Below are 17445 nucleotides of genomic sequence, written 5' to 3' on the forward strand. Positions count from 1 at the left end.
CGCGATGGCAATTACCGACTGGCCAGAACAGGAGCGACCACGTGAAAAACTGTTGCGCGCAGGGGTCGCCACGCTATCTGACGCCGAATTGCTGGCTATTTTTTTACGCGTAGGCATGGCAGGCAAAACTGCGGTTGATCTGGCACGCGACTTACTGCAGAATTTTCAAAGCCTGAACGGCGTATTCTCGGCCGATTTACAGCAAATGACGGCGGTGCCCGGCATGGGCGTGAGTAAATATTGCCAGTTGCAGGCCGTGCTTGAGATGAGCAAACGCGCGCTGGGTGAAACGCTGCAGCAGAGCGATAGCTTTCGATCTCCCGCACAAGTCAAAGACTACCTGCAATTGCAACTGTCGCATCTGCAACGGGAGGTATTTGGCATTATGTTTCTCGATGCGCAGAATCGCCTGATTGCTTATGAAACCTTATTTGAAGGCAGTTTGATGCAAACCAGTGTTTATCCGCGAGAGGTGGTGAAGCGCGCGCTGGCTTTAAATGCGGCCGCGTTGATTCTGAGTCACAACCATCCAGGCGGCAGTGCCAAGCCCAGTCGTGCCGATGAACAATTGACCATCAGCTTGAAAGACGCATTGAATTTGGTGGATATCAAAGTGCTTGATCACATTATTGTGGCCAGGCAGGAAACGTTTTCGTTTAGTGAGCGGGGATTGATTTGAGCGGTGCAGGCAGGGAGGTGGTGGGTGCTAACGGGGTCGAACCGCTGACATTCGCCTTGTAAGGGCGACGCTCTACCAACTGAGCTAAGCACCCGTGCCTTGCAACGAAGGCCGCATTATACCGAATCTCTTTTTTACTGCAAGAGCCAGCAAAAAAATGTTTTGTGTTTTGTGAGGGCTACTTAGGCTTAAACGGTCAGTCGTTTGGTGATGTTGATTAATTGCAGCGAAATGTCGGCCATGCCAGTTTTGCGCTTGTCTGCCATCTCGGACAATAACAAATAGGCTTGTTCTTCACTCAGGTCGCGCTGGTGCATTAAAATCTCTTTCGCCGAGTCGACCAGCTTCTGGTCTTCTATGCTCAGAATAATGGGCGGTTTTGAGAAAGGTGAGGCTGACATGTTAGTGGGTACAGGTCTCATTGCTCATCATTAAAAAATGTTCTACTACAATTTAGCAATCTGCATGCCAGTTGGTGATTTTTTGTTAATGTGATGATTTTAAACAATAATTACCCTTATTTTTGGGCTTGTTCGTTGTTGTTCTGATCTCTTGAGGTGCACCAAGGCAGTGCCATTGCACCACATCAACAACGTCTGGGCCCTGCATGTTTTTTGCGTGCAGAGGGCCTTTTTGTTACAGTGCAAATCATTAAAAAAACAGGGATGAATTCCATCATGATGAAAGCTTTTTGGGGGCGTGCAGGTTGGGCCAGTGTGGCTTTGCTGGGGGCTGCGGCACTGGCACATGTGGCCATGGCGCGCGGAGAGTCGCTGAATGCGTTGTGGCTGGTCACCGCAGCGGTCTGTGTATATTTGATTGGCTATCGTTTTTATTCGGCCTGGATTGCCGCCAATGTACTGGCGATTGATGCGACTCGCGCCACACCGGCGGAGCGTTTAAACAATGGGCGCGATTACGTGCCCACTCATCGCTGGGTGGTATTCGGACATCATTTTGCTGCCATTGCCGGGCCAGGCCCATTGGTGGGGCCCACTTTGGCGGCGCAGTTTGGTTATTTGCCGGGCACCTTGTGGATATTAATAGGCGCAGTACTCGGCGGCGCAGTGCAAGATATGGTCACCCTGTTTTTGTCTACGCGCCGCAATGGCCGTAGTCTTGGGCAGATGGCGCGTGACGAAATTGGCCCGATTGGTGGGACGGCGGCGCTCATCGGCACTTTCATTATCATGATTATTCTAATCGCCGTGTTGGGGCTGGTGGTCGTAAACGCCATGAAGCATAGCCCGTGGGGCACCGCTACGGTGGCGTCCACGATCCCGATTGCCATGCTGGTGGGTGTGTATATGCGTTATTTGCGCCCAGGCCGCGTGTTAGAAGCCTCTTTGCTCGGTGTAGTGTTGTTGCTGGCATCGGTGGTGTTTGGCGGCTGGGTAGATCATCATCCGGTGTTGGCTGCATGGTTTGATCATGAAGGCTTACCGCTAGCGTTTAGTGTCATTGCTTACGGCTTCGCGGCGGCAGTGTTGCCAGTCTGGTTGTTGTTGGCGCCGCGCGATTATTTGTCTACCTACATGAAGCTGGGCACCGTGTTGATGCTGGCGGTTGCTATTTTGTGGCTGCGGCCAGAGATTCATATGCCCGCCATCACGCCTTTTATTGATGGCACCGGCCCCATTTTTGGCGGCAAATTATTCCCGTTTGTATTCATCACCATCGCTTGTGGCGCCATTTCAGGCTTTCATGCGCTGATTGCCAGCGGCACCACACCTAAGCTGATCACCGGCGAGAATGATATTCGCATGATCGGTTACGGCGCTATGTTGCTGGAGAGTTTTGTCGCCATCATGGCGATGATCGCCGCGACAGTGTTAGAGCCGGGCGTCTATTTTGCAATTAATAGCCCGGCTGGCGTGGTGGGTAAAGAGGCGCTGGATGCAGTCAATACCATCAGTGGTTGGGGCTATCAGGTCACCGTTGAGCAGATGCAGCATCTGGCCAGTGCCATGGGCGAAAGTACGCTGTTTGCCCGCACCGGTGGCGCGCCCAGCCTGGCGGTTGGCATGGCCAGCATTTTGGGCACAGTATTTGGTGAGCATTTGCTAGCATTGTGGTATCACTTTGCAATCATGTTTGAGGCGATTTTTATCCTCACCACGCTGGATGCCGGGACGCGCGTTGGCCGTTTTATGCTGCAAGATATGCTGGGCAATGTGCATCCCAAGCTCGGCGAAACGTCTTATACGCCGTCTGTGCTGCTCACCAGTGCGTTAGTCGTGGCGGGCTGGGGCTATTTTCTCTATATCGGCGTGATTGATCCAAATGGCGGTGTCAATATTCTGTGGCCGCTGTTTGGCATTGCCAACCAAATGCTGGCGGCGATTGCACTGTCTGTCGCGACCGGCGTCTTAATCAAGTCCGGTAAAGCCACCAAAGCCTGGATCACCGGCTTGCCATTGGTTTGGCTGCTTGTCATTACAACAAGCGCCGCCTACGAAAAAGTGTTTAGCGACGATATTCGGGTTGGCTTTTTTGCGGCTGCGAATGATTTGTCACAAAAGTTGGCGAGTGGTGTATTGCCAGCAGAAAAAGCAGCTGTGGCACCGCAACTGATTGTGAATCAGCAGCTGGATGCCTGGTTAACCTTATTTTTCGTGGCGATGTTGTGGATAGTCGTGCTTGATATGCTCAGAATGAGCGGCCGCTATTTTGCCGGGCAGCCAGTCAGGCCATCCAATGAAACCGCTTATGTCGCCTCTAAGCTGGTGTAGGTAAGAGCGCATGCGTGCATACTGGTTAAAGCAAGCTTGGCAACGTATACGCCAGTTATCTGGTGATGATGCCTATGAGCGTTATCTGGCGCATTACAACGAACATCATGCCAGCGAGCCCGATGCGCAACCGGCGCTGTCTCGCGCCGAATTTTTTAAGCAGTGGCAAGACCAAAAGTGGACTGGGGTGAAGCGTTGCTGCTGATTTAGCCGCAGATAGAAAAAAGGCCGCTCCATCATGAGCGGCCTTTTTTCACTAAAATACTTATTTGTAGGACTTTGAATTGTCTCGGATATATTTGAGCATCGCATTAAACATAGGGTACCAATTATATTGGTCGTTGACCCCTTTCCACTGGTAATCCAGTTCTGTTTCTGTGATGAAAATATCCTCCATGTTTTGCGGGTCTGTGAGAATGAATTTAACAGACTTGTTCGCGTAACCTTCTTTTTTAAATTCGACTCTAAACCACAAGAAGTCCTTGTAATACTTTGCTGCGTTATTGATGCCTATCTTGTCATTTACCGAAGGAATTTTGTCAGTGAGCTGAGCCTTCACAATTTTTGTTTCCAGCTCAGATAGCGTCATTAACTCATCGAAGTAGTGCATGTTGGTAATTTGACCGCGTACAAAGTCATGATCAGCAATCAGTAAGAGAGATTTTCTTTTGTCGAGGTCAGTAGGCTTGCTCAGTACGACTTGAGCCTCTGTTTTGGCTGGGTAATAGCCGGTTTTTGGGTCAATCGGCACCACTTTAAAGACACTGCATGCACTTAATAAGGCAATGGCACATAAAATAAATAGTTTTTTCATACACATCCTGATTGTTATTGGTTTGCTTTTATCCATAGTGATAATTCATTGAACAGTGGGTATAACAACTGTTCGTCAGTCTCAGCGCTTTGCAGCGTCCTCGCCTCGAATAGATCTTCTGCGTTGGTCGGGTTGGTGACAATTAATGCCAGATATTGTTTACTATTTTCTGATTTAGGCGAGAGTCTTATCCATAAAAAAGGTTTGTAGTTATTCGCCAGGCGACTTAAGCCGATTTGACTATCTAAATTGATCACTTTATCTTGCAGGTTATTCGCAATCACCACCTTCTCTAGGTCGCTGTAGTTAACCACTTGATTGAAATAATTAAAAGCTTTCAGTTGATCAAAGCCATATTGAAAATAGTATTGGTTTGATGAAAAGAACGCGGTGTCTTTATACGGCGTTAAGGACAACGAAGTTTTCTTAATAATCTCTGCCTGACCTAGCTTCCTGCCTTGAGCCGGCTGGATGAGTCCAGAGGTGGTCTCTACTTTGCCGACTTTGAGTTCTGGCATGCACCCTGATAAAGAAATAGCGACAAGTAATGCTGCGAGCAGTTTTTTCATTATTGTTTTCCTTTTTATTAGAGGCGTGATTATGCCGCAGTTCGTGGCTATCGCACATGCCTTTCAACTTGGTTTGCAGGCAAAAACGCAGCCTTGATGACAAGGGGCTCGGTAGCATTGATCCATAGATCAGAGCCTGAAGGCGCTATGGTTTAAGCGTTAGGTGGTGATGTTGAAATTGATATGTTATCCAGCGTGTTATTGGCTGGAAACGTTTTGATCTTCGATCGCTCGTGACACACTTATATTTGATCGCGCTTTTATACATGTAACAATCCTGTAAGCGAGGTATATCGCGACGGTTTATTCAGTTAAAATAAGCTTTTAACGACCATCCTAGTATTTCTCATGCCTAAATACCGTTCTCACACGACTACCCAAGGTCGTAACATGGCTGGTGCTCGCGCTTTGTGGCGTGCCACCGGCATGAAAGATGAAGACTTTTCCAAGCCGATTATTGCGGTAGCTAATTCGTTTACCCAGTTTGTGCCGGGTCATGTCCATTTAAAAGACATGGGACAACTCGTCGCCCGCGAGATCGAAAAGGTGGGTGGGGTTGCCAAAGAGTTTAATACTATTGCCGTGGATGATGGCATTGCCATGGGCCATAGCGGCATGCTGTATAGCCTGCCTAGCCGCGACCTGATTGCCGATAGCGTGGAATACATGGTGAATGCACACTGTGCTGATGCGCTGGTGTGTATTTCTAACTGCGACAAGATTACCCCTGGCATGCTCATGGCTGCGTTACGCCTGAATATTCCGGTGGTGTTTGTGTCTGGCGGCCCGATGGAAGCTGGCAAGGTGAACTGGAATGGCGAAGTGCGCAAGCTGGACTTGGTTGACGCCATGGTGGAGGCTGCTGATAGTCATGTCAGCGATGCTGAAGTGGCTGAAATTGAGCGCTCTGCTTGCCCAACCTGCGGCTCTTGCTCAGGCATGTTTACCGCTAACTCGATGAACTGTTTAACTGAAGCGCTGGGTTTAAGCTTGCCTGGCAATGGCTCGACGCTGGCCACGCATTCTGCGCGCAAGCAATTGTTTTTGCAAGCAGGCCGCCTGATTGTAGAGCTGGCCAAGCGCCATTACGAGCAAGATGATTACAGCGTATTGCCGCGCAGTATTGCGACCATGCAGGCTTTTGAGAATGCCATGAGCCTGGACGTTGCGATGGGTGGCTCTACCAACACGGTGTTGCATTTGCTGGCAGCCGCACATGAGGCGGGTGTGGATTTCACCATGAAAGACATAGACCGCATTTCACGCCAGGTGCCTTGTGTGGCCAAAGTAGCGCCTGCCACCAGCAAATACCATATGGAAGACGTGCATCGTGCCGGTGGCGTAATGGGTATTTTAGCGGAACTCAATCGCGCCGGTGTCATCCATACCGAGGTGCCAACCGTTCATAGCCCTAGCATGGGTGAAGCATTGGCTAAGTGGGATATTGTTACTACGCAAGATGAAGACGTGAAAAAGTTTTTCCGTGCCGCCCCTGGTGGCATTGCAACCACCATTGCCTTCAGCCAGAGCATGTTGTGGCCAGCGCTGGACGATGACCGCGAAAATGGCTGTATTCGCAACAAAGCGCATGCTTACTCACAAGATGGCGGCCTGGCAGTGCTTTACGGCAATATTGCTTTAGATGGCTGTATTGTTAAAACCGCTGGTGTGGATGACAGCATTCTTAAATTTAACGGTCGCGCACGCGTTTATGAAAGCCAGGATGCGGCAGTCGAAAGTATTTTAAATGATGAGATTGTGGCGGGCGATGTGGTTGTGATCCGCTATGAAGGTCCACGTGGTGGCCCTGGCATGCAAGAGATGCTGTACCCAACCTCGTACCTGAAGTCTAAAGGCTTGGGTAAAGCCTGTGCCTTGCTGACAGATGGCCGTTTTTCTGGTGGTACGTCTGGGTTGAGTATCGGTCATGCTTCACCAGAGGCGGCCGAAGGTGGCGCAATTGGCCTGGTGCAAGAAGGCGATGCCATTGAGATTGATATCCCGAACCGCACGATACATCTGGTGATTAGTGATGAAGAAATGGCGCATCGCCGTGGCCAGATGGACGCTAAAGGTCGAGATGCATGGAAACCATTGAATCGCGAGCGTGTGGTTTCACCAGCCTTGCGCGCCTATGCGGCCATGAGTACCAGCGCTGCCAAAGGCGCGGTGCGTGATGTGGCGCAGATTGAGAGAGGGAAATAATGAGCGACGAATGTAGTCTCCTGGCCAACAGCATGGAAATGACCAAGCGTATGACATTACATGCGCATGTTACCCAATGGCAGGACGAAAATGGCTTGCAGTACCTGGAGATTGATAACCCGCTGGCAACAGGCAAAATCGCCTTGCAAGGCGCGCACGTCATGCAGTGGCAACCCAAGTTCCTGGCCAATCCGGTGTTATGGCTATCGAGCAATGCGCGCTATGTTAAAGGGCGCTCTATCCGCGGTGGTACGCCGATTTGCTGGCCATGGTTTGGTGCACACCCGACGGACAGCACACTGTGCCCACACGGCTTTGCGCGTGTGATTCCGTGGCGCGTGATGGATATTGATGCCACGCCGACTGGTGCGACGCGCATCATTCTTGAGATGCAGCAAACGCCAGAAGCGCAACGCCAATTGTCTTATCCATATGAGCTCACCTTAACCATCACCATTGGCCGTCGTTTGCGAATTGATCTGGCGACCACTAACCTGGCTGAGCATCCGTTTGTCATCAGCGAGGCATTTCACACGTATTTTAATGTCAGTGATTTATCGAACGTTAAAATCACCGGCATGCAAGACCTGGTTTATCTGGACAAGTTACTCAAATATGAGCGCAATGTGGAGCACAACGCGCTCACATTTGACGGTAAAGAGTATGACCGTGTTTATGTACACCACAGTTCTGATTGTGCGATTCATGACAGCGGCTTTAACCGCATTATTCATGTGGCCAAGTCCGGCAGTGATACCACCGTAGTGTGGAATCCGGGCGCTGATAAAGCTGGCGCGATGGGCGACATGGGCGTGGGTGAAGAGTGGCGTAAAACCATTTGCGTGGAAACCACCAATGCGATGGACAACATGGTGGTGATTAACCCGGGCCGCAAACATGTGCTCAGTGCAGAGTACTCTATCGAGACCTTGTAACATAGACGCGACACGTGTCAACCGTTAAGTTGCACATGCGTTTTTAGCTTGTTGGCAAAACGCCAAACCAGTTGAAATTATCCGAATCACCGTGCGTTTTCACGGTTTTTCTATTGTGGATTTTGTCTGGTCAGGTAATATGCCACATGCATGAGAATTGCATTACGGGGTTCTATTTGTTTAGAGGATATTCAAGGAGATCGCATGAAAGTTTTATTATCCGCAGTCGCAGCAGCGACTTTGTTGATGGCAGGTTCAGCACACGCTGTTGATGCCGCTGCAGCTAAAGCACTGGCACAAAAAAGTGGCTGTTTGGCATGTCATAGTGTTGATGCCAAAGTATTAGGCCCTGCATACAAAGATGTTGCAGCAAAATACAAAGGCGACAAAACTGCTGAAGCCAAGCTGATTGAAAAAGTGAAAAAAGGTGGTGCTGGTGTTTGGGGTAATATCCCTATGCCTGCAAACAGCCCACAAGTGAAAGACGAAGACATCAAAACCATCGTTGACTGGGTGTTGTCTCTGTAATTTAAGCGTTGCTGTGATTCAAAAAAGCCGACTCATGAGTCGGCTTTTTTATTGCTATTTATGCGCGTAACTTGCTATGCCGCAATGAGTAAACAAAGTAAAAAATCACGCCGACGATAGCCCACGAAATAAAGCGATGCCAGGTTTCTGCTGGTAAAAAAGACATCAGCGCTGCGCATGAGATGACGCCACCCAGCGGAATCAGTGGATTAAAGGGATTTTTAAACGGGCGCGCGAGGTCTGGATGGGTTTTGCGTAAACGCATCACGCCAAAACACACCATAATAAAACTGGCCAAGGTGCCAATATTGACTGTTTCTGCCAGCTCGCCCAGCGGAATAAAGCCCGCCACAATAGACACGACAATGCCGCACATCAGAATGATTTTGCTAGGGGTTTGTCGTTCGGGGTTGACCGCTGAAAAAACCGGTGAAATCAAACCATCGCGGCTCATGGCAAATAAAATGCGGGTGAGGCCATAGAGCAGCACCAGTAACACCGTAATAAGCCCAGCCAATACACCTGTCGCCACCAAGGTCGATGACCAGGTGTAGCCCAGCTTGGTTAGGGCATAAGCCACTGGTGAGGAGGTGTTGAGCTCGGTGTAGGGAATCACGCCGGTGAGCGTGCCAGATACAATAATATAAATGATGGTGCAGAAAGTCAGTGAGGCAATCAGGCCAATAGGTAAGTCACGTTGTGGTTGCTGGCACTCTTCAGCTGCGGTCGAAACAGCATCAAAGCCAAAGTAAGCAAAAAATACCAGTGAGGCGCCGGCCAGTACGCCAATATTTTTGCCATTGTCTAAGGTTTCAAACCAGCCAAACGGCATAAATGGTTGCCAGTTGGTGGTGCTGATATGGCCGACAGACAAGGCCAGAAAGATGGCGATGGTAGACAGCTTGATAATCACCATGATGTTGTTGGCGCGGGCACTTTCCTTAACGCCCACCATCAGTAGCAAGGTTAATATCCAGATGATGGCAAAAGCGGGCAAGTTAATCGACCCGCCAAGTATAGGTGCCTTGGTGAGATGCTCAGGCATGTGCCAGCCGAGATTGCTCAAGGTGTTTACAAAATAACCTGACCAGCCATTGGCAACCGCAGCCGCGCCAACGCCGTATTCGAGCAGTAGCATCCAGCCCATCATCCAGGCAGCAAATTCGCCAAAGGCGACATAGCTATAGCCGTAAGCGCTGCCGGAGCCGCCAATTGACGACGACAATTCGGCATAAGAGAGTGCGGCAAAACCGGCGGCGATGGCGGCAATAATAAATGAGAGGACGACGGCAGGGCCAGATTGTGTGGCCGCCGCAATGCCGGTAAGGACGAAAATGCCGGTGCCGATGGCGCCACCTATGCCTAATAAGGCCAGGTCAAAGGCGGTTAAACATTTTTTAAGGCCGGTGTGCGCATGTGGTTGGATTGGTTTTTTGCGCAATAATTGTTCTAACATTGATTGATTCTCCCCTTGTTTGCCTAGGGTAAAGCAATCGTTGTACCAGCGTCAATGCTGGTCGTGCATTAGCTGGCGTAATGCTGTTGCAATGTGGCAATCATGTAGCTGTGGTCGAGCACGCCTGCGCTTTCGCGGATGCTGTGCATGGCCCACATCGGGTTGCCGACATCCACTGTAGCAATGCCTAATTGCGCGGCCATGATCGGGCCTATGGTGCTGCCGCAGCCCAAGTCTGTGCGATGCGCATATTGCTGGTGCGGCACATTTGCCTGATCGCACAACTGCATAAAGCGTGCAGCGGTGCTGGCATTGGTGCTGTAACGGTGGTTAGCATTGGTTTTAATCACCGGCCCGTGATTCATTTGTACGTGATGACAAGGTTCGTAGCTGCCAGCATGGTTAGGATGAAAAGCGTGCGCCATGTCTGCACTGATGAAAAAACTGTTGGCAAAACCGCGCAGCTTGTCTTCTTGTGATAACTGCGTGGTGTGACAAATGCGTTCAATCACATCCAGCAAAAAACTGCCACCAGCCCCGGTTGCGCTTTCAGAGCCGACCTCTTCGTGGTCAAATAATGCACAAATAGAGGTCGCCTGCGGTGTTTCAGTGCTTAATAAGGCCTCAAGTGCAGCGTGGCAAGAAGCCAGATTGTCCAACTGGCTGTTGGCAATAAACTCCTGCTCTATGCCCCAGAAACTGCCGGTTTGGGTGTCGTATAAGGCAAGGTCCCAGCTGACAATGGCTTGCGCTGGCACGGCCAGTTTGCCTGCCAAGGTGTCTATCAGTAATTGTTTGGCCGTTTCGGTATTCGCGGCATGACCAAAAATCAGTGGCAGACCGGTTTGCTTGTTGAGCGCCAGCCCTTTTTCATTGACTTCGCGGTTCATGTGGATCGCCAGGTTGGGCAGTCGCGCGATCGGTTGGTCTAGTCGGATCAACCGCACCTCCAGGCCTTGCGCGGTGCGGATCATTACGCGTCCGGCCAGGCTTAAGTCACGGTCAGTAAAGGTGGCTAAAATCGGGCCACCGTAAACCTCGACGCCTAATTGCGCCAGGCCTTCTGTGCTATAGGCTGCTTTGGGTTTGAGGCGTAAGCCGGGCGAGTCCGTATGCGCACCTACGATGCGGAAGCCGCTTTGCGCTATGGCCTGCTGGCCAGGTACAAATGCAATGATAGAGCCGCCATCGCGCACCACAAAATATTTGCCCCCTGCGTTGAGTTGCCACGCTTCGGTTTCCTGCAAGTGGATAAAACCATGCGCTTTCAGTTGCGAGGCAACTGTTTCCACCGCGTGCCAGGGGCTGGGGCTATGATCAATAAAGGCCAGCAGGGCTTGCGCTTGTTGTCTGGCTTCTATTGAAACTTGCATGTTTATACCCAGTCTTTCTCAATCAAAAAATTGCTATAGAGGTTGGCTTCTGCGCTGTTGGCTTCTGGTTTCCAGTCGTAGCGCCATTTCACAATTGGCGGCATGGAGAGCAAGATAGACTCAGTACGGCCATTCGATTGCAGCCCGAAAATAGTGCCACGGTCAAAAATCAGGTTGAATTCGACGTAACGGCCACGGCGATAAGCCTGGAAATCACGCTCACGTTCGCCGTAAGCGGTGTCTTTGCGGCGTTGCACGATTGGCAAATAGGCATTGATAAAAGCGTCGCCCACTGCTCGTTGCAGGGCAAAGCTTTTTTCAAAGCCTAATGCGCTAAAGTCATCAAAAAACACGCCACCGATGCCGCGTGGCTCTTTGCGATGTTTGAGGAAAAAGTATTCGTCGCAGTGTTTTTTAAAGGCAGGGTAGTAATCGGCACCAAACGGCGCCAATGCCTCTTTGTTCACACGGTGAAAGTGGATGCAGTCATCCTCAAAACCATAATAAGGCGTGAGGTCCATGCCGCCGCCAAACCACCAGATATCCTGTTCGCCAGCGTGTTGTGCTTTAGCCACAAAAAAGCGCACATTCATATGCACCGTGGGCACGTAAGGGTTGTGCGGGTGAAACACCAATGACACGCCCATGGCTTCCCATGGACGCCCTGCGGCCTCAGGGTGGGCAATGCTGGCGGCAGGCGGTAGTTTGTTGCCTAGCACATGTGAAAAACCGACCCCGGCGCGTTCGAACACATTGCCGCCCTCGAGCAGGCAAGAGTTACCGCCGCCGCCCTCGGGCCGTTGCCAGCTGTCCTGCAAAAAGTTTTTGCCATCGACAAGTTCTATGGCTTCGACAATCCGGGCTTGTAAGCCTTGCAGAAAATCAAAAACAGCTTGAGGGCGAATCTGGTCTGTCATGGTCATTCGTTTTCAGGGCGTTTAGTTTTTAATGGCGCGATAGCCAATATCTTTACGGTACTGTGCGCCGTCAAACTGGATTTGTTCCAGTATTTTATAAGCTTGCTGTTGCGCTGATTTCACCGTTTCGCCCAGTGCGGTGACACAGAGCACGCGGCCGCCACTGGTTACTACTTTGCCATCGGTGAGCGTGGTGCCCGCGTGAAACACATGACCATCTTGCACGTTTTTTGGCAGGCCGGTAATTTCGTCGCCCAGTCTTGGGGTGTCAGGATAGTGAGCGCTCGCCATCACCACGCCCAACGCAAAGCGCCAATCCCAGTCGGCTTTAGCTTGGTCCAGTGTGCCATCTACGGCATGTTCTGCTAGTTCAACCAGGTCTGATTTCAAACGCATCATGATTGGCTGTGTTTCAGGGTCGCCCATACGGCAATTGAACTCCAGTGTTTTGACCTCGCCACTTGGGCTGATCATCAAGCCGGCATACAAAAAGCCGGTATAAGGAATGCCATCTTTAGCCATGCCTTCAACCGTAGGCACGATGATTTCGCGCATGGCTTTGGCGTGGATGTCTGGCGTGACCACCGGGGCTGGCGAGTAAGCGCCCATGCCGCCAGTGTTTGGGCCCTGGTCGGCATCGAGCAGACGTTTGTGGTCTTGGCTGGTGGCCAGTGGCAAAATGTTTTTACCATCGACCATGACCATAAAGCTGGCTTCTTCGCCGGTTAAAAACTCTTCAATCACCACACGAGCACCGGCATCACCAAGCTTGTTGTCCGACAACATGGCGTCGACTGCCGCATGTGCCTCTTCCAGCGTCATGGCAACGACTACGCCTTTGCCTGCTGCCAGGCCGTCAGCTTTGATTACAATCGGCGCGCCATTGGCATCAATATAGGTATGGGCTGCTGTGGCATCGCTAAAGGTTTGGTATTTTGCGGTCGGGATGTTATGACGCACCATAAACGCCTTGGCGAAGTCTTTGGAGCTTTCAAGCTGCGCCGCGGCTTTGGTTGGGCCAAAAATCTTTAAATCGGCCGCGCGAAAGGCATCCACTACGCCTTGTGAAAGCGGTGCTTCGGGGCCAACGATGGTCAGCGCGATTTGCTCGTCCTCGGCAAATTTCACTAATTCGTCAATTTTGGTGATGGGCACGTTGACCATGTCCGGGTTGGTGGCTGTGCCAGCGTTACCAGGCGCGACATAGACGCGGCTGACTTCTTTGTTTTGTGTCACTTTCCATGCCAGTGCGTGCTCACGACCGCCAGAACCAATCACTAAAATTTTCATTTTGTATTACCTAATTGAGTTTGAGCCACAGAGGGCACAGAGAGCACAGAGGAAAACATGATTAAAGAAGTTCTCTGTGGTCTCGGTGCCCTCTGTGGCAAATAAAATTAATGTCTAAAGTGACGAATACCTGTCACCACCATGGCCAAGCCACGCTCGTCTGCTGCGGCAATCACCTCTTCGTCGCGCATGCTGCCGCCCGGGTGGATCACGCAGCTTGCGCCGGCGTCGGCTAACACATCGACGCCGTCACGGAACGGGAAGAAGGCGTCAGAGGCGACCACAGAGCCTTGCAGGCTTAAGCCCGCATTTTGTGCCTTGATGGCAGCGATTTTGGTGCTGTCGACACGGCTCATCTGGCCTGCGCCTACGCCCAGGGTCATGCCATTGCCACAGAATACGATGGCATTGGATTTCACATATTTGGCTACTTTCCAGGCAAATAGCAGGTCTTGCAGTTGTGCTGGGGTGGGTTGCAGTTTGGTGACGATTTTCAGATCGGCCAATTGCAGGTCGTGGTTGTCGGCGGATTGCAGCAAAATCCCTGAGCCAACGCGTTTGGAGTCAACCGCGTTGCGGCCTTGCTCCCAGGCAGTGTTGCCGCCTTGTGGTAAAGCAATTTTTAATACACGCACATTGGCTTTGGCGCTAAAAATGGCCAGCGCTTCTGCTGTAAAGTCAGGTGCAATCAATACCTCTACAAATTGCTTGGAGACCGCTTCTGCTGCGGCGCCATCCAGCGTGCCATTAAACGCAATAATGCCGCCAAAGGCAGAGGTCGGGTCAGTTTTGAGTGCTTTGCTGTAGGCTTCAAGTGCATTGGCGCCAAGTGCAACACCGCAAGGATTGGCATGTTTCACAATCACACAGGCCTGGCCAGTAAAGGATTTGACGGTCTCCCAGGCCGCGTCGGCATCAGCGATATTGTTATAGCTGAGCTCTTTGCCTTGCAATTGTTGTGCAGTCGCCAAGCTACCTGGCGCTGGATACAAATCGCGATAGAACGCGGCTTGCTGGTGGCTGTTTTCACCGTAGCGCAGGTCTTGTACTTTGACAAAGCTGCTGTTCATTTGGCCCGGGAACTGGCTCAAGACCGGCTTGCCTGCAGACTCGGTTTCGGTGAAGTCAATGGCAGACAGATAATTGCTGATGGCGGCATCGTATTGGGCAATACGGTTAAACGCTGCTACTGACAGCTTGAAGCGTGTCGCTTTGGATACGCTACCGTTGTTGGCTTGCAGCTCACTCACGATTTCAGCATATTGTGCGGCATCGGTGAGCACGGCTACGTCATTCCAGTTTTTGGCAGCTGAGCGTACCATGGCTGGGCCGCCAATGTCGATATTCTCAATGGCGTCTTCCAGTGTGCAGTTGGCTTTAGCGACGGTGGCTTCAAACGGGTATAAATTCACCGCCAGCAAGTCGATATTTTCAATGCCATATTGCTGCATGGCAGCCACGTGCTCAGGCAAGTCGCGGCGACCGAGCAGGCCACCGTGCACTTTTGGGTGCAGTGTTTTGACTCGGCCATCCAGCATTTCTGGAAAACCAGTAAAGTCACTGACCTCTTTGACCGGAATATTGTTGTCACGGAACAGTTTGGCGGTGCCGCCAGTAGAAAGGAGTTCTACACCAAGCTGGTGCAGGGATTGTGCCAGTTCGAGCACACCGGTTTTATCGGAAACACTGATAAGCGCGCGTTTAATCGTCATAATGAATTGAGTGGAGTTGCTTGATAAAGAAAATGAAAAGGTCTGATGATTAACAATCATCAGACCCGGTTTAGTCTATTCCAGGCCGTAGGCGGCCATTTTTTTTCTCAGGGTGTTGCGGTTAATGCCCATCATGTCTGCGGCTTTGCTTTGATTGCCACCGACTTTATTGAGTACGTATTCCAGCATGGGTTTTTCGACGCAACCCAATACCATGTCGTAAATGGCGTGCGGCGGTTGCCCGTCCAGGTGCGTGAAATAATCGTCCAGTGACTCGCGCACGGCGAGGCTTAATTTGCTATCGGTCTGCATTATGCCGCCAACTCCTCGTTGCCATTGTTTTCATCCTCATTGTCGACATAGACCAATCGGTCGTTCTTCGCTTTGAGTTCGGCAAAAAAGTCGTTGATAGCTTGTAGTTGTAATTCTATGGTTTGCAGGGTGTTCATGTTGTGGCGGAAAGCCGCTGACCCTGACAAGCCTTTGGTATACCAGGAAATATGCTTGCGTGCGACACGCATGCCGGTCAGGTCACCATAAAAGTCATATAAATCATGCAAGTGTTCCAGCATAACCTGGTGAATTTCATCCACGGTGGGTGGCAGCATATGCTCACCCGTGAGCAAGAAATGCTCGGTTTCGCGAAAAATCCATGGGCGGCCTTGTGCGGCGCGGCCAATCATCACGGCGTCTGCCTTGGTGTAATCAAGCACGAACTTGGCTTTTTCTGGCGTAGTGATGTCGCCGTTGGCGATGAGTGGAATGTTAATCGCCTGTTTGACGGCGGCAATGGTGTCGTATTCTGCGTCGCCATGATAAAGGTCGTTACGCGTGCGGCCATGAATCGTCAGCGCCTGCACGCCAAGGTCCTCGGCCATTTTTGCAATCTGGATCGCGTTTTTGTTTTGTCTGTCCCAGCCGGTGCGGATTTTCAGTGTGACCGGCACATCTACGGCATTGACGACTGCCCTGAGAATTTGTGACACCAGTGGCTCGTCACGCAGCAGCGCAGAGCCCGCCATTACATTACAGATTTTTTTGGCTGGACAGCCCATATTGATGTCAATGATTTGTGCGCCATTGTCAACGTTGTGTCTGGCAGCTTCGGCCATCATGGCAGGTTCTGCACCGGCAATTTGCACCGAGATTGGGCTCACTTCACCCTCGTGATTGGCGCGGCGCTTGGTTTTTTCACTGCCATATAACAAAGAGTTGGATGTCACCATCTCAGACACGGCCAGGCCTGCGCCCATTTTCTTGCACAGCATGCGGAAAGGGCGATCAGTGACACCCGCCATAGGGGCGACCACCAGATTGTTTTTCAGAATGTGTGAGCCGATTTGCATGTGATTGAAAAAACAGTGAAAAGACCGACTATTTTAACTGCAAATCACGCATCAGGGAATGCGTAATAAGAATTATTGCTTATTTTTTACGCAGGTTGATATGTGTGTCTATCAGTTGCAGGGCGTGGTCACGGAATAACGTGCCCTCGGTGTCTTTGACCCACATATGCAGCAAGCCAGAGAAAAACAGGTGGGTATCCATGGCGAGTTCGGCGGCGGTTAACTGGGTGCCAACCTGACCGATTTCTTGTGCTTTGGCGTAGGCCTGTTCCAATTTGTGCACGAGTCCGCTACAGTTACTTAAAATAGACTTGAGTACATCGGCAAATTCGTCCACATATTCGCATTTGGTCATCATAACTTCATAGGTGGCGCGCGTGGTCTGGTCGTCATCGAGAATCTGGATGGTGCTGGCCATATGTTTGCGAATGCGGCCCAGGGGGTCGCGGTTGGACTCGTCGGCGTTACCAAGCAAGGTGTCGTCCATACGGTCAATCAGGGGCAGGTAGACCTCTTCGCGCATGGCATGGAAAAGCTCAGCCTTGTTTTGAAAGTGCCAGTAGACGGCGCCACGCGTGACGCTGGCGTGGGTGGCAATTTGCTCCAGGCTGGTACGGCTAACACCTTTTTGCAGGAACATCTCGCGCGCTGCATCAATAATGCGTTGGCGGGTAATTGCGGCATCTTCTTTGGTTTTACGTACCATCAGTCTCTATCGCTCGTTTAAGTTTCATTAAAGTTTCTTGTATATAGGGTATTTTACCAGTTGTGACAGGTTGCTAGTTTTTCGCAGGTTGATCGGCAAATTTTTTGCAAAACCCATTTACATACATTCGTGTTTGTATATAATATACATCCAAGACTGTATGTAATCAAGTCTATTTTAAAA

Annotated in this window: 17 protein-coding genes and 1 tRNA gene; 6 read left to right on the top strand and 12 right to left on the bottom strand. The window is 50.9% G+C overall.

What is annotated here, in order from left to right; all coding sequences use genetic code 11:
• The first annotated feature begins 4 nt into the window (after window positions 1-4).
• Window positions 5-679: a DNA repair protein RadC gene (radC, locus tag METH5_RS0108070; RefSeq protein ID WP_029148021.1), complete on the top strand. Its 675-nt coding sequence runs from the start codon at window positions 5-7 to the stop codon at window positions 677-679.
• 18 nt (window positions 680-697) lie between these two features.
• On the opposite strand, the gene METH5_RS0108075 is transcribed toward radC, so the two are convergent.
• Window positions 698-773 (bottom strand) — tRNA-Val (locus METH5_RS0108075).
• Window positions 774-867: 94 nt separating this feature from the next.
• Window positions 868-1080, bottom strand: a complete 213-nt coding sequence (locus METH5_RS0108080) for an ANTAR domain-containing protein (protein WP_029148022.1) — start codon at window positions 1078-1080, stop codon at window positions 868-870.
• Window positions 1081-1359: 279 nt separating this feature from the next.
• On the opposite strand from METH5_RS0108080, the gene METH5_RS0108085 reads away from it, so the two are divergent.
• Both METH5_RS0108085 and METH5_RS0108090 read left to right on the top strand, forming a co-directional pair.
• On the top strand, window positions 1360-3411 hold the full coding sequence (locus METH5_RS0108085) for a carbon starvation CstA family protein (protein WP_029148023.1): 2052 nt from the start codon (window positions 1360-1362) through the stop codon (window positions 3409-3411).
• 10 nt (window positions 3412-3421) lie between these two features.
• Window positions 3422-3616, top strand: a complete 195-nt coding sequence (locus tag METH5_RS0108090) for a YbdD/YjiX family protein (RefSeq protein ID WP_029148024.1) — start codon at window positions 3422-3424, stop codon at window positions 3614-3616.
• 60 nt (window positions 3617-3676) lie between these two features.
• Here the strand turns inward: METH5_RS0108090 and METH5_RS0108095 are convergent, their stop codons facing one another.
• Entirely contained in the window at window positions 3677-4225 is a 549-nt protein-coding gene (locus tag METH5_RS0108095; RefSeq protein ID WP_157381504.1) for a hypothetical protein, read from the bottom strand.
• Between the two features lie 14 nt (window positions 4226-4239).
• The gene (locus METH5_RS0108100) at window positions 4240-4794 is read right to left on the bottom strand and encodes a hypothetical protein (protein WP_157381505.1); all 555 of its coding nucleotides are present in this window, start codon (window positions 4792-4794) and stop codon (window positions 4240-4242) included.
• Between the two features lie 348 nt (window positions 4795-5142).
• Here METH5_RS0108100 and ilvD point away from each other — a divergent pair, with 348 nt between their 5' ends.
• The 3 genes from ilvD to METH5_RS0108120 all read left to right on the top strand — a co-directional run bounded on the left by ilvD (window position 5143) and on the right by METH5_RS0108120 (window position 8462).
• Window positions 5143-6999 (top strand): dihydroxy-acid dehydratase, encoded by a 1857-nt coding sequence (gene ilvD, locus METH5_RS0108110; protein ID WP_029148027.1) that lies wholly within the window; start codon window positions 5143-5145, stop codon window positions 6997-6999.
• The gene (locus METH5_RS0108115; protein WP_029148028.1) at window positions 6999-7934 is read left to right on the top strand and encodes a D-hexose-6-phosphate mutarotase; all 936 of its coding nucleotides are present in this window, start codon (window positions 6999-7001) and stop codon (window positions 7932-7934) included. The genes ilvD and METH5_RS0108115 overlap by 1 nt, the downstream gene beginning before the upstream one ends.
• A gap of 204 nt (window positions 7935-8138) precedes the next feature.
• Complete coding sequence (locus METH5_RS0108120; RefSeq protein WP_029148029.1) at window positions 8139-8462, top strand: c-type cytochrome; 324 nt, start codon at window positions 8139-8141, stop codon at window positions 8460-8462.
• Between the two features lie 58 nt (window positions 8463-8520).
• Here the strand turns inward: METH5_RS0108120 and METH5_RS0108125 are convergent, their stop codons facing one another.
• The 8 genes from METH5_RS0108125 to METH5_RS0108160 all read right to left on the bottom strand — a co-directional run bounded on the left by METH5_RS0108125 (window position 8521) and on the right by METH5_RS0108160 (window position 17262).
• On the bottom strand, window positions 8521-9918 hold the full coding sequence (locus METH5_RS0108125; RefSeq protein WP_029148030.1) for an amino acid permease: 1398 nt from the start codon (window positions 9916-9918) through the stop codon (window positions 8521-8523).
• A 68-nt stretch (window positions 9919-9986) separates the two neighbouring features.
• Complete coding sequence (locus tag METH5_RS0108130) at window positions 9987-11291, bottom strand: M18 family aminopeptidase (RefSeq protein ID WP_029148031.1); 1305 nt, start codon at window positions 11289-11291, stop codon at window positions 9987-9989.
• 2 nt (window positions 11292-11293) lie between these two features.
• Window positions 11294-12208 carry an oxygen-dependent coproporphyrinogen oxidase gene (hemF, locus tag METH5_RS0108135; RefSeq protein WP_029148032.1) on the bottom strand — a complete coding sequence of 305 codons (915 nt, stop codon included), beginning with the start codon at window positions 12206-12208 and terminating at the stop codon, window positions 11294-11296.
• A gap of 21 nt (window positions 12209-12229) precedes the next feature.
• Window positions 12230-13498, bottom strand: coding sequence for a phosphoribosylamine--glycine ligase (purD, locus tag METH5_RS0108140; protein WP_029148033.1), 1269 nt, complete (start codon window positions 13496-13498; stop codon window positions 12230-12232).
• Window positions 13499-13605: 107 nt separating this feature from the next.
• A complete protein-coding gene (gene purH / locus METH5_RS0108145; RefSeq protein ID WP_036308235.1) occupies window positions 13606-15210 on the bottom strand; it encodes a bifunctional phosphoribosylaminoimidazolecarboxamide formyltransferase/IMP cyclohydrolase in 1605 nt (534 codons plus the stop codon).
• Between the two features lie 75 nt (window positions 15211-15285).
• Window positions 15286-15522, bottom strand: a complete 237-nt coding sequence (locus METH5_RS0108150) for a helix-turn-helix domain-containing protein (protein ID WP_029148035.1) — start codon at window positions 15520-15522, stop codon at window positions 15286-15288.
• Window positions 15522-16556, bottom strand: coding sequence for a tRNA dihydrouridine synthase DusB (gene dusB / locus METH5_RS0108155; protein WP_029148036.1), 1035 nt, complete (start codon window positions 16554-16556; stop codon window positions 15522-15524). Before dusB ends, METH5_RS0108150 begins: the two co-directional genes overlap by 1 nt.
• A gap of 79 nt (window positions 16557-16635) precedes the next feature.
• Window positions 16636-17262, bottom strand: coding sequence for a TetR family transcriptional regulator (locus tag METH5_RS0108160; protein ID WP_029148037.1), 627 nt, complete (start codon window positions 17260-17262; stop codon window positions 16636-16638).
• Window positions 17263-17445: the final 183 nt, after the last annotated feature.

It is taken from the genome of Methylophilus sp. 5 (assembly GCF_000515275.1).
GTDB lineage: Bacteria > Pseudomonadota > Gammaproteobacteria > Burkholderiales > Methylophilaceae > Methylophilus.